Annotated in this window: 11 protein-coding genes; all 11 read left to right on the top strand. The window is 44.9% G+C overall.

Annotation, left to right across the window (positions count from 1 at the left end; genetic code table 11):
• Positions 1–87: 87 nt before the first annotated feature.
• The gene (locus BUQ87_RS09445) at positions 88–669 is read left to right on the top strand and encodes a TerD family protein (RefSeq protein WP_038261888.1); all 582 of its coding nucleotides are present in this window, start codon (positions 88–90) and stop codon (positions 667–669) included.
• 53 nt (positions 670–722) lie between these two features.
• The gene (locus tag BUQ87_RS09440) at positions 723–1,328 is read left to right on the top strand and encodes a TerD family protein (protein WP_038261885.1); all 606 of its coding nucleotides are present in this window, start codon (positions 723–725) and stop codon (positions 1,326–1,328) included.
• Between the two features lie 129 nt (positions 1,329–1,457).
• Positions 1,458–2,630 carry an HpcH/HpaI aldolase/citrate lyase family protein gene (locus tag BUQ87_RS09435; protein ID WP_038261882.1) on the top strand — a complete coding sequence of 391 codons (1,173 nt, stop codon included), beginning with the start codon at positions 1,458–1,460 and terminating at the stop codon, positions 2,628–2,630.
• Between the two features lie 84 nt (positions 2,631–2,714).
• Entirely contained in the window at positions 2,715–5,255 is a 2,541-nt protein-coding gene (locus BUQ87_RS15740) for a phosphoribosyltransferase (protein ID WP_052635905.1), read from the top strand.
• Positions 5,252–6,058 carry an HAD family hydrolase gene (locus tag BUQ87_RS09425; RefSeq protein WP_038261875.1) on the top strand — a complete coding sequence of 269 codons (807 nt, stop codon included), beginning with the start codon at positions 5,252–5,254 and terminating at the stop codon, positions 6,056–6,058. The genes BUQ87_RS15740 and BUQ87_RS09425 overlap by 4 nt, the downstream gene beginning before the upstream one ends.
• 503 nt (positions 6,059–6,561) lie before the next feature.
• Positions 6,562–7,659 (top strand): ABC transporter substrate-binding protein, encoded by a 1,098-nt coding sequence (locus tag BUQ87_RS09420; RefSeq protein ID WP_038261873.1) that lies wholly within the window; start codon positions 6,562–6,564, stop codon positions 7,657–7,659.
• A 233-nt stretch (positions 7,660–7,892) separates the two neighbouring features.
• Positions 7,893–8,690, top strand: a complete 798-nt coding sequence (locus BUQ87_RS09415) for an ABC transporter ATP-binding protein (protein ID WP_038261872.1) — start codon at positions 7,893–7,895, stop codon at positions 8,688–8,690.
• A gap of 11 nt (positions 8,691–8,701) precedes the next feature.
• Positions 8,702–9,616 carry an ABC transporter permease gene (locus BUQ87_RS09410; RefSeq protein WP_038261869.1) on the top strand — a complete coding sequence of 305 codons (915 nt, stop codon included), beginning with the start codon at positions 8,702–8,704 and terminating at the stop codon, positions 9,614–9,616.
• A gap of 95 nt (positions 9,617–9,711) precedes the next feature.
• Positions 9,712–10,785 (top strand): uroporphyrinogen decarboxylase family protein, encoded by a 1,074-nt coding sequence (locus tag BUQ87_RS09405; RefSeq protein ID WP_038262336.1) that lies wholly within the window; start codon positions 9,712–9,714, stop codon positions 10,783–10,785.
• Positions 10,782–11,681 (top strand): YibE/F family protein, encoded by a 900-nt coding sequence (locus tag BUQ87_RS09400; RefSeq protein WP_074210085.1) that lies wholly within the window; start codon positions 10,782–10,784, stop codon positions 11,679–11,681. The genes BUQ87_RS09405 and BUQ87_RS09400 overlap by 4 nt, the downstream gene beginning before the upstream one ends.
• Positions 11,682–11,704: 23 nt before the next feature.
• Positions 11,705–12,778: a CobW family GTP-binding protein gene (locus BUQ87_RS09395; RefSeq protein WP_038261866.1), complete on the top strand. Its 1,074-nt coding sequence runs from the start codon at positions 11,705–11,707 to the stop codon at positions 12,776–12,778.
• The last annotated feature ends 77 nt before the right edge of the window (positions 12,779–12,855 follow it).

Genomic DNA, 12,855 nt, shown 5'->3' with positions numbered 1-12,855 from the left:
GCTCCTGAGGCGAAAGTATAACATTGTCAATAAGAGCAATTAAATATAAAGAAAAAAATAATTAAGAGAGTGAAAGGAGAGATTATAATGGCTATAAGCTTGAAAAAAGGACAAAAGGTGGATCTTACAAAGGGGAATCCAGGACTTAAAAGTGTGGTAGTGGGACTTGGATGGGACACTAACAAATATGACGGAGGCGCTGATTTCGACCTTGACGCAGCTGCATTCATGCTGAAGGAGGACGGAAAGGTGAGATCTGACAGCGACTTCATATTCTACAACAACCTTAAAGACGACATGGAATCTGTAGTCCACCTTGGGGACAACCTTACAGGAGCAGGAGAGGGAGATGACGAGCAGGTTAAAATAGCACTTGCCAATGTTCCAGCGGAAGTTCAAAAGATAGCATTCACTGTTACAATACACGAAGCAGCCGCAAGGAACCAAAACTTCGGACAGGTTTCAAATGCGTTCATAAGAGTGTTCAACGAAGAAAACTCCGAAGAGCTTGTAAGATACGACCTTTCTGAAGACTTTTCGATAGAGACTGCAGTTGTGGTGGGCGAGCTTTACAGACACGGCGCTGAATGGAAATTCGCAGCTGTGGGAAGCGGATTCGAAGGCGGACTGGCAGCCCTTTGCGGAAACTTTGGAATAAACATTGCATAGAAAATAAAGCTGCACGGACTAAAGAGCATATACTATAAATGGAGGTAATTGACATGGCGATAAATCTTCAAAAAGGCCAAAGAATAAGTCTTACAAAGGAATCTGCGGGCCTTTCGAGCATAATGGTGGCGCTTGGATGGGACCCTGTGAAATCTTCTAAAAAGGGGCTTTTAGGAAGTCTTTTCGGAGGTACGGAAGCCGACATTGACTGCGACGCATCTGTATTCATGCTCAGGGAAAACGACAGGATAACGGGAAAGCAGGACGTGGTTTACTTTGGAAACCTTGCAAGCAGCGACGGAAGCATAAGGCACATGGGTGACAACCTTACAGGCGCCGGAGAAGGCGACGACGAGCAGATAATGGTTGAACTTAACTCCGTACCTTCCGACATACAAAAGCTTGTGTTCGTAGTAAACATATACAACTGCGAAAAGCGAAACCAGCATTTTGGCATGATAGAAAATGCATTCATAAGGATAGTGGACACAAAGGGATCGAAAGAGCTTTTAAGGTTCAACCTTACTGAAGACTATGGCTCAAAGACTGCTCTTATAGTGGCGGAGCTTTACAGGCACGGTACGGAGTGGAAATTTGCAGCTGTAGGAGAGGGAACCACAGACAAGAATATAAGCGATATGCTTAAAAAATACAGATAAAAGCCAAATGTAAATATTGAATGTGATCACCTGGGCGCCTTGCTGAAAAAGCTTGGCAAAGCCCTATACAAAGACAAAAGAGATGGGCGATGGCCCATCTCTTTTGTCAATATGACTGGAGATATTGGTATGAGACATTTTGAACATATAAGCAAAGAGGACAGGGAAAAGATATTCATGAAACAGCCTGAAAGCTTCACAAGATATGAAGACAGGGAAAAACTTTCATACGCCCTGGGAGCCACCATATACACGCCGGCGCTAAGGCCTGAAATTGCAAAAGACATAATCCGGAAAAAGCACAGGGGAGTGCAGTCCATGGTCATATGTCTCGAAGACGCTGTTGGGGACCTTATGACAAACGAGGCGCAGGAATCGCTTTTAAGGACCCTTGCTGAAATAGACTCAGCACTTGCAAAAGGGGAGATAAAGGAGGAAGAAATGCCCCTTTTATTTGTAAGGGTGAGGGAGCCGGTTCAGATTGAGAGGCTATCCCAAATGGCGAGGCAGAAGATGGGGATACTTTCAGGCCTGGTTTTCCCAAAGTTTTCGAGTCGAAATGCCATAGACTACATGCACTATCTTGAAAGGGCAGAGGAAATCACGGGGGCATCACTTTACGCCATGCCCGTGCTTGAAAGCATAGACATACTAAACTGGGACACCAGAAAAGAGGCCCTGCGGGCCATAAATGGAATAATAGATGGAAACAGGGACAAAATACTCAATTTGAGGATAGGGGCGACGGATTTTTCAGGCTATTTTGGAATAAGGCGCAGCCACGACACCACGGTATACGACATACATATAATAAGGGACTGCATAACAGACATAATCAATAATTTCTGCAGGCCTGAAAGGGATTTTGCCGTCTCGGGACCCGTGTGGGAGTACTTCTGCGGAGGGGACAGGGTGCTAAAGCCGCAGCTTCGGATGACTCCTTTCAGGCAGGCTTATGGAGACATGGGCGAACAAAAAAGAGGCCGCCTTATAGACCAGTACATAGACGGGCTAATACACGAAGTCATACTCGATAGGGCGAACGGCCTTGTGGGAAAGACTGTAATACATCCAAGCCATATAGCACCTGTGCAGGCGATGCAGTGCGTAACCCACGAGGAATACATGGACGCAATGAGCATAACTCAGAACTCTTCTGGAAATGTTGGAGTAATAAAAAGCACATATTCAAACAAGATGAATGAGATAAAACCTCATTCCATATGGGCAAAAAAGATTCTTAAAAGAGCAAGCATTTACGGGGTGCTAAACAGCGGGTATGACTTTGCCAGCCTCATATAGAATATTTGAGCCGTCTGTCCATACAGCTTGTATCCAATGTCGTAAAACAAGATTAGAATAATACATAAAGCAGGGGAGGCGCATATGAACAGCTATGAAAGAACCATATTGGACGGGATAGATATGAAAATAAGCATAAATTCAAATGAATACGGGATACCTCCCGAAAACCTCTTTTCGCTTGCGGCAAGAAAAAACAAAAAGAGAAGCTTTTTGTTTGTAAGCAAAGTGCTCGGAAAGCACATACCGGTAGACCCGAATGTTTCGTTGGCCACGGGAAGGCTTCTTGCGGCAATATACTCAAAGCAGGAGCTTTCGGTAAATGCGGGATTCGAGCATGCCGCGGCAGATATTTTGAAAGCTCACAGACATGCGGCGACAAAGGTTTCTTCGGCAGGCGGGGAAATTACGGAAAAAGGCGTTTGGGAAAAGGTCCATATCGAAGAGCCTACACTTTTCATAGGATTTGCGGAAACGGCCACGGCACTCGGCATGAGCGTTTTTGAATCGTTTTCAGGAAATTCATATTATATGCAGACGACAAGAAAAGAACTCGACATTGAGTGCATAAAGTTCGATGAGGAGCACTCGCATGCCTCGCTTCACATGATGTATCCGCAAAAGGGACTTCCGCTTGGGCAGATCAAAAACGTGGTATTTATAGATGACGAGCTTACAACAGGAAAGACAGTCATAAACATAATAAAATCCATAAAGGACATTATTCCCGCGAAGAACTTTTCGGTGCTTACAATACTTGACTGGAGAGGCAAATCTCATAAAGACAGTTTTGAAGATTTTGAAAAAAGGCAGGGAATTAAGGTGGATGTAATGTCGGTTCTACAAGGCGAAATAGAAGTGGACGATTCAAAGTGGAAGAAAAGGCTTGAACATGATATGCCGCAAGGGTTTGAAAGTCACGGTGGGAATTCGGATTCAGCTGACACGGGCGGCGCCAAATGCAGCAGTACAAGTGGCGAAGGCGAGCATGATTTTGAAATAGAGCAGATTTCACTTTCGCATTTTTTCAAGAAGAATGACATACAAAGCGGAGCGCTAATAAGGCACTCGGGAAGATTCGGGCTTTCGTCGGCAGACACAAGCTATATAGACAGTGCAGTAAGAAGAAGCGCTAAATTTTTGGAAAGAAGGATATGCGGGGGCAGGGTGCTTTTCCTCGGAAGCGGGGAGTTCATGTTTTTGCCCATGAAAATAGGGAGCTTTGTGAATAGGAGAACGGGCAGGGACATAATGTATCATTCCACTACAAGAAGCCCCATATATCCGGATACCTCAACGGGATACGCGGTTAAAAACAAGGTGGAGTTTAACGATCCAGAATCAAGCGGCATAAAAAATTTTGCATACAACATGCCAGAGGGCGGATATGACCAGGTTTTCATATTCATGGAGGAAAAGCCTGACGAAAAGGGCTTGCTGGAGATGAAAAAAATAATAATGGCCTCCGGGGCAAAAGAGGCGTTTGCAGTATATTTTGCAGACCCGCTTGAAAATATGGAGGCCGGGGATATTGGAAGCTATAATCGGGACGAGGTTGACTTTCTGCTGAAGGACATATCTGGCCTTATGGGCGAGAAGGGAAACGAATACAGGGAAAAGGCCATACAGTCCGGGGCTCACTACTCCGAAATGCTGCCTGTGGAATACAGGCCGTCGAGCGAATACATGAGGCTTTTCGAGGAGTCTCTTTTGCAAAACTCAAACAGAATAGCCCGCTCTGTAGAGGCGGCCAGCAGGGCCATAATAAGAGAAAAGGGAAAAGACGTGGTGCTGGTATCGCTTGCAAGGGCCGGGACTCCTGCAGGCATACTTATGAAGAGGTATATGAGAAAGGCCTACGATATAGACCCCATGCACTACAGCATATCCATAATAAGGGGAAAGGGATTTGACGAAAACGCCATAAAATTCATATCGCAAAGGCACGACACGTCAAATGTCCAGTTTGTAGACGGATGGACAGGAAAGGGAGCCATAAAAAGGGAGCTCGAAAGGTCGAGCGATACTATGCTTGAAAAATACGGGATAAAGCTGCCGTCAGACCTTGCAGTTATCGCGGATCCCGGGGGATTCAGCGAAATAGCAGGAACGCGGGAGGACTTTTTGATTCCAAGCGCATGCCTCAACGCCACAGTATCGGGACTTGTGAGCAGAACTGTGCAAAGGGATGACATAATAGGGCCGTGGGATTTCCACGGAGCCAAATTCTATAAAGAGCTGAAGGAACATGACGTGTCAAACAGGTTCATAGACAGCATAAGCGCCCATTTCGGGGAAAGTGATGCTGTGGATTATAAAGGCTGTGAATCTGGACATTGCGAGGCGATGGAGTGTGACATGAAGGGAATGCAAGATGTGGAAATGGTGAAAGAAGAGTTTGGGATTGACGACATGAATCTCATAAAGCCCGGCATAGGGGAGACTACAAGGGTGCTTCTGAGAAGGGTTCCGTGGAAAGTTTTAATATCAACAGACATGGATGATGTGGATGTGGCCCATATAATACAGCTGGCAGATGAAAAGGGAGTTGAGATAGAGCAGTATCCGCTAAAAAAATATAAATGCTGCGGACTGATAAAAAAGGTCAACGGGGGGGACGTATGATATTTGCGAGCGATTTGGACAGGACTTTGATATATTCCAAGAAATTCATAAAAGAAGGCAATAGACAAGATGTAATGGAAGCGGAGGTTAAGGACGGGAAGGTCATAAGCTATATTAGCTCAAAGACTTTTCAAATGCTTGGGAAAATCAGCAGAAAGGTTCAGTTTGTTCCAGTGACTACAAGGACAATGGAGCAGTACAAGAGGATTGGGATTTTAAGGGAGATACCGCATAAATACGCCATAGTTGCAAATGGGGGAACCATAATAGAAGGCGGTAAAGAGGATGAACAGTGGAAAAGCATAGTCGAAAAGAGGCTTGAAGGAGAATGTTTGTCCCTGTCTGAAGCTATGGACAGATTCAAAAGGATATCATCGCCGGTCTGGGTGGAAAAGACCAGGACGGCGGACGATCTGTTTTTCTACAGCATAGTGGACACCCAGATGGTTCCGATGGATGAGCTTTCGGATTTTGAAAAGGAGATGGACGCTGGTGGCTGGAGGATGGTCCACCATTCGAGAAAACTCTATTTCATACCCAAATGCGTAAGCAAGGGGGATGCCCTTCTTCACATATCGAATAAAATAGACGGGTTGAGGGATGTCATATCATCTGGGGACTCGGTGCTGGATATTGAAATGGCAGGTGTGTCTAAGTATTTCATATCCCCTCTTCACGCGGAGATATACAAGACCATGGGCGATATTGCAAAGGATCTTAATATAGCGTTTACAAATCAAAGTGGAATAGAATCATCGGAAGAGATACTTCAGTTTGTGGAAAATAGGATTTCTCAAAAATGACATAGGCTTTTGAAATTTAAAAACCGCCAGAACAATATCGTATTGGTCTGGCGGTTTTTTGCGCGTTTATTTACTGTGATAGGGGCACCGTATTAACCATAGAAATAAATGATTGGAGGTAAATGTCACATAAGAAATTCTTATAGAGACCATTGAAAATGAATATGACAAATAAATTAGCAATTGAATTTTATTGAGCACAGACTTTGAAATCATCGAAAAATGACGAAAAAAACAAAAAAGGATATAGACAATATCCATGAAAGCTCAAACTTGTATAAATTCTATCTATTAGACAATAGGAGCGTGTATATTGTAGACTAATCTTGCCGGAAAGAAGAATATAACCGTGCAAAAGTCCGAATGTTCGCACTTCGCGACGAGGTGAAACATGGATACAAAAAAATACGGCACATGCAATGGAGCGATATGATATTGACGCTTTTGTCTTTATCGTGTTTAAGTGAAAAAACAAAATTTAAGGAAAAGGAGAAAATGGACTTATGAAAAAAATATTATCTGTTTTAATGATGGTGGTCCTCATGGCGACTACGCTGCTTACGGGATGCGGGCAAAAGGCCGAAACGCAAGGAGCTTCTGAAGCGGTGCAGGCAAATGCAAGCGGATCGCAAAAAGAGCTTCAAAAGATGAACATAGGCTATCTTGCATCGCCTGAACACCTTCTGTATTTCGTAGCAAAGGAAAAAGGATTCTTTGAAGAAGAGGGGATAGATGCAAATCTGTTTCTTTTCACAAACTCGGCAGAAGGGCTCAACGCCACTATAGCTAAAAAAGTGGATGTCGGAAGCTTCGGGGTTTCGGCACCTCTTGTGTTCACTGCAAAGGGAGCGGACATACAGGTTATAGGAGGTCAAAACTCTGGAGCGTGCGCTCTTGTATGCATGCCTGACAGATACGACGAACTCAAGGACATAAATAACTACAAGGGCAAAAAGGTTGCTACTGTAAGGCTTTCAACTGCAGACGTAATATTCAGGGGAGCTCTTATAGATGCAGGAATAGACTACAGAAAAGGCGATGCCGAGATAATAGAGCTTGAATCTCCGGCGGCTACAATGGAGGCTCTTAAAAAAGGTACGGTGGATGCGGCGCTTATATGGACTCCGTATGTCGCGATGGCTGAAGACCAGGGTGTGAAAATAGGTATGTACATAACAGACCTTTTCGAAAACAACGTGTGCTGCCGTCAGGCCGTACTCGGCTCTGAACTTGAAGCAAACCCTGAGCGTTGGGAGAGCTTCATGGCAGCCCTTATAAAGGCGTATGACTTCTACATGACAAACCACGAAGAAACTGTTGAAATAACATCTAAATACGTAAAGGTTGACAAAAAATACCTTGATAAGGAAACGTACGATGCTGATGCTACAATGGTATGCAGCCCTGACCCGCTTAGAAACTCAACTTTGAAATACTGGGACATAATGAAAAAGACAGGTTTCATAGAAAGTGAATTGGACATAGACGAGCACATAAACACAGATGTGTACAAGAAGGCGCTTGACAGGATGATAAGCGAATACCCTGACAACGAAAACTACAAGGCTCTTCTAAACGATTTTGAAATGAACAACATTTAATTTGAATAAAGGCCGCAGCAATTTTCATAACTTGGATTGAAAACTGAATTTTATTAAAATCAATATGCTCGAAGCCGTATGTCCTAAAATCATGCAGATGATTTTGATATAGAGGTTTCGGGCATATGTCGTAAAATCCTCTATGATTTTACGACTGTAAATAAGACCCCCGCGGTAGATGGCGGCGCGAGCTGAAACTAAAGTTGGATTAAAAATGAAAGATGGTGATTTTGTTGTCTAAAATTATTCTAAGGGATATGAACTTCTCATATGAGCAGCAAAACGAAAACATAAAGGTCATTGAAAATGCAACCATGGAGATAGAGGAAGGCCAATTTGTCAGCATAATAGGCCCGAGCGGATGCGGAAAGAGCACACTACTCAGCATGCTCTGTGGCCTCAATTTTCCCCAAAGCGGGAAATTTGAAATAGACGGTCAAAGGGTCACAGGCCCTGGGCTTGACAGGGGAGTCGTGTTCCAGCACTATTCGCTTTTCCCGTGGATGAGTGCCAAAGACAACATACTGTTTGGGATGGAACAGCTCAAGGATGGAAAGACACGCTGTGAAATGGAGGAGACGGCAAACAGGTACCTTGACCTTGTGGGGCTTGAGGGTGTCAGGGGTAAATACCCGTCCCAGCTTTCGGGAGGAATGCAGCAAAGGGTTGCGATTGCAAGGGCATTTGCAATGGATTCACCCATACTTCTTATGGACGAGCCTTTCAGCGCAGTAGATGCTAAAAACAGGATGATGCTCCAGGAGCTCCTGCTTAAGCTTTGGGACAGCGGAGAAAAGAGGAAAACAGTAGTGTTTGTAACACACGACGTGGACGAGGCAATACTCCTTTCAGACAGGATAATAGTGATGTCTGCAAAGACCAAATCGGTCAGGGAAGAAGTGCGGATAGATTTTGAAAGGCCTAGAAGCAGAAGCTCTCTTTCCAAGAGCAGCAAATATATAAACCTTAGAAATTCACTCGTGCAATCACTGTTTGACGATCTGATTGACGATGTGGAAAACGCAGTCTAGGAGGGGTGGAATTGAAAAGGATATTTAATATCGCAAATGTAATGTTCATAGTTGCCCTGGCCGTAACTTTCATGCCTTCAAAGAGGGCTGAATCCGCCGAGTATGCGCTTTATCTGGCCGGGGTCATAGTGCTCATACATGCTATGGCTCAGGGGAAAAGGTTTATGAGCAGTGACGAAGACAAAAAACAGTCGGTATGCGACGTGATAGCAATAATATACGCCTGCATAGTGTTTTGGGAAGTCATAACTTCAAAACTAGACAGGCTTGAGCCACTTCTGTTTCCTGGGCCGGGGAAAGTCGTATTCACATTCATACAGGAGATACCATATCTTCTGGAAGGCCTTTTAAGCTCTATGAAGCTCCTTTCGGCGGGCTATGTCCTGGCGCTTGTGACGGCTGTGCCCCTGGCCCTTGTAATAGGATGGAGGAGAAGGCTTTTCAGGGCTGTAAATCCGTTTACAAAGGTGCTGGGACCCATACCGCCAATAGTGTACATACCATATGCCATAGCGCTTCTCCCGACTTTCACGAGCGCATCCATATTCATAATATTCATAGGGGCGTTTTGGCCCATATTCATAAACACATTGAACGGGGCTTTCGACATAGACAAAAAATATGTGGATTCAGCAAAGGTTCTGAATGTGGATGAAAAGACGATGCTTTTCAAGATAATACTTCCGGGAATAATGCCTTCCATAATAAGCGGAGCCACAATAGGACTTGTGCTTTCGTTCATATTGCTTACAGCGGCTGAAATGATAGGCGCGTCTTCAGGACTCGGATGGTATGTGAAATACTTCTCCGATTTTGCGGATTACCCCAAGGTGGTAGTAGGCATAATATTCATAGGTATGGTTGTAACCGGAATAACATATTTCTCCGACAAACTTGAAAAAAGGCTTCTGGCCTGGAAAAACTAAAGCTGACGTATGCTCTCCTTATATACCTGTGAGGAGAGATATTCTTTTTGTATGGGAACATTGCAAATGACAAAATATATCAAAAGGAGGATGTCATGAGAAAAGACATTATGACGCCAATTGAAAGGGCAAAGGCCATGGCGAGGGGAGAATCGGTCGACAGGCTTCCTTGCAACCCAAACGCTGCAAACGGAGTGGCGAGGGTGTACGGATGCAAGATATCAGAGTTCAATACATGCGCCAGGACTATAGCAAACGCCCAGATAGCGTCTTACAGGGAATTTGGATATGACGGGGTGAGGATATTTACGGACCTTTTCCCCTGGGCCGAGGCAATGGGCGCAAAGGTGATTTTTCCGCAGGACAACACTGCGGATCTTGGAGCTCCCGCGATAGACGACATATCGGAGCTGGGCTCGCTGCAGCCGGCGGATCCCTACAGAGACGGGAGGCTGCCTGTTCACATAGAGGCCATGAAGTACCTTATAGACGAGATTGGCGACGAGGTTGGATGCGCGGGCGGAATAGTGGGGCCTTTTACAAACGCATTCTTTCTGATAGGAATAGAGAAGATGACCAAGCTGTTTTTCAAGAATCCAGAGGCCGTGCACAGGCTCTGCGAGGTGTCTCTTGAAACCTGCATAAGATATGCAGATGCAATACTGGCTCAGGGTCTTACCCCTACAATATCGGAGCCCATGTCCTCTTGCACAGTGGTAAGTCCAAAGCATTTCAGGATTTTCGGAGCCCCATACATAAAAAGGCTCGTGCAGCACATAAAGAGCAAGGGCAAGCCTGTGACAATGCACATATGCGGAAAGACGGACAAGATATGGGAAGACGTAGTGGACATGGGAGTGGCCGGCTTTAGCATAGACAATGTTGTTGACCTGAGGCAGTGCAAGGAATCCATTGGAGACAGGGTGAAAATACTCGGACACGTAGATCCGGCTTCTATAATGTATGCAGGAACCCCTGAGGACGTCAGAAGGGCTGTGGCGGAATGCACAATGCAGGCCTGGGACTCTCCGAAGGGATATGTGATAATGTCGGGATGCAGCCTTCCCGTGGACACTCCGTTTGAAAACATACACGCCATGATGGACGCAGCAAGGGAGATCGGTTATCCCGTAAAGACTGACAAGCTGGAGCAGATGATTGGAATATGAAAAAACACATTGAACGTATAGATTATAAAAAAGCTCTTCCCTGGCTGGTTCTCATTGCAATTATGTTTGCATCAAAGCTTGCAGGAGAGCACTTCATAAGCGAGCCCATGCACAGGGAAAAGATCCCTATATTTTACCTTGTGATACTCTTTTTCGGAGGGCTTGTAATAATAGGTGGCAAAAAGGGACTCAAATCCGTTATAACACTTATAATAACAGTGGTTGCGGTTGTAAAGATATTAATACCGCTCATACTTGCGGGATATGACCCCATGATGGTCTCCATAGTCATATGCATAGTCAACATAGTAGTGGCGCTTCTTCTGATAAGCGGATTCAACAAAAAGACCCTCTGCGCCGCAATAGGGACTAGCGCAGGAGTGGTAATAGCTGGAATCACCGCTTTTGTGGTGGGAAATATGATACAGCTCAACGGCCTGAGCAGTGATGAGGCAATACACATAATACTCTATTCAAAGGACATAGACTTCAAGGGCATACTTTTTGCGGGCATAATAATAGGCGCCATGGGAGCCGTCATGGACGTTGGAATGTCAATAGCATCTTCAATGAACGAGATAGAACAGGCAAATCCGGGAATAGGGACGAAGGAGCTTATAAACGCCGGAATGAACGTTGGACGCGATATAATGGGTACGATGGCGGACACGCTGATACTTGCGTATGTCGGCAGCAGCCTAAATATAATGCTCATGTTTTCGACATATGAAATATCACTTATCGAGATAATATCTCTCGACAACATAGCCGCTGAGATAGTAAGGTCGCTTGCAGGCAGCATAGGACTCATATTTACAGTGCCTATCACTGCCGCCGTGGCCGGATTTCTCAGGGATAAAAGCATTTGTCAAAAAGAAGAAAAAAAGACAGCGTAAGTGAGTAGAAAGAGGGGAATATTTTGATAAAGGTAAACATAATATCGGGATTTTTGGGTGCCGGGAAGACCACATTTATAAAGAGGCTTCTGAGTGCATGCGAGGGTCAAAAGACGGTCCTTCTTGAAAATGAATTCGGAGAGATAGGAATAGATGCTGAAATCATACAAAGGGAGGGCTTTGACGTAATAGAGCTTTCAAGCGGCTGTATATGCTGCAGCATGAAAATGGACTTTGAAAAGTCCATAGTGGAAATAGCCGAAAAATTCAAGCCCGACAGAATAGTGATAGAGCCTACTGGTGTGGGCATGCTGAGCTGGATAACTCCCATACTCCAAAAGGAGAGTATAAAAAGCTCATGCGAGCTCCAAAGCTGCACTACAATAGTCGATGCTGTGGACTACCTCGAGAATGTCGATGCGTTCGGAGAGTTTTTCAGGGACCAGATAAGCACTGCCGACACTGTGGTACTGAGCAAGGTTCAAGAGACTGACAGGGAGACTGTCAGAAATGTTGCAAAGGCCGTAAAAATATTGAGCCCAAACGCCACGGTTGTAGATGAGCAGTGGGACGACATAAAGGACATAGAGTTTTTCGGCATGATAGAGGGAAGTTTTGGCAAGGAGTACGGGAAGCTTTTTAAAATGGATTTTGAAATGAATGAAAAAGAGAGCTGCTCCTGCGGTTGCGGTAGATATGAAGATCATTCATGCTCACATGAAGGGTATGATCGTTCTCGCGGACACGATCACAGCCATGAAGGGAATTGCGATTGCGGCTGCTCTTGCGAAGGACACGACCATGAACACAGAGACTCTGCACAGGGACTCATGTCGGTATCGGTTGTTCCACGCATGGGAATGAGCGCAGACGAACTTGAAAAAAGGCTCAAGGCGCTTTCACGAGGGGGCTATGGAAGCGTAATAAGGGCCAAAGGGTTTGTATCTGGCTATGACAGCGCTGTTGAATTCAGTTATGTCAACGGAAGATATTCCATATATGGCGATGCAAAACCAGGAGCGCACGGACTTTGCGTAATAGGAAAAGAACTTGACGAGCAGGGGATAGTGGATATGTTCAAGGGATCGATTGAATAGATTCGTCCTGTGCACAGGCTCTCGCTGAGGAATAAATGTGAAGGTATATAAAATCTCGATATGATAAGGCTTGATGG

The sequence above is a fragment of the Peptoclostridium litorale DSM 5388 genome (genome assembly GCF_900141635.1).
Classification (GTDB): Bacteria; Bacillota; Clostridia; order Peptostreptococcales; family Peptostreptococcaceae; genus Peptoclostridium; species Peptoclostridium litorale.
Note: the sequence above shows the minus strand (reverse complement) of the source record. Positions and strands in the feature narration are given on the sequence as shown.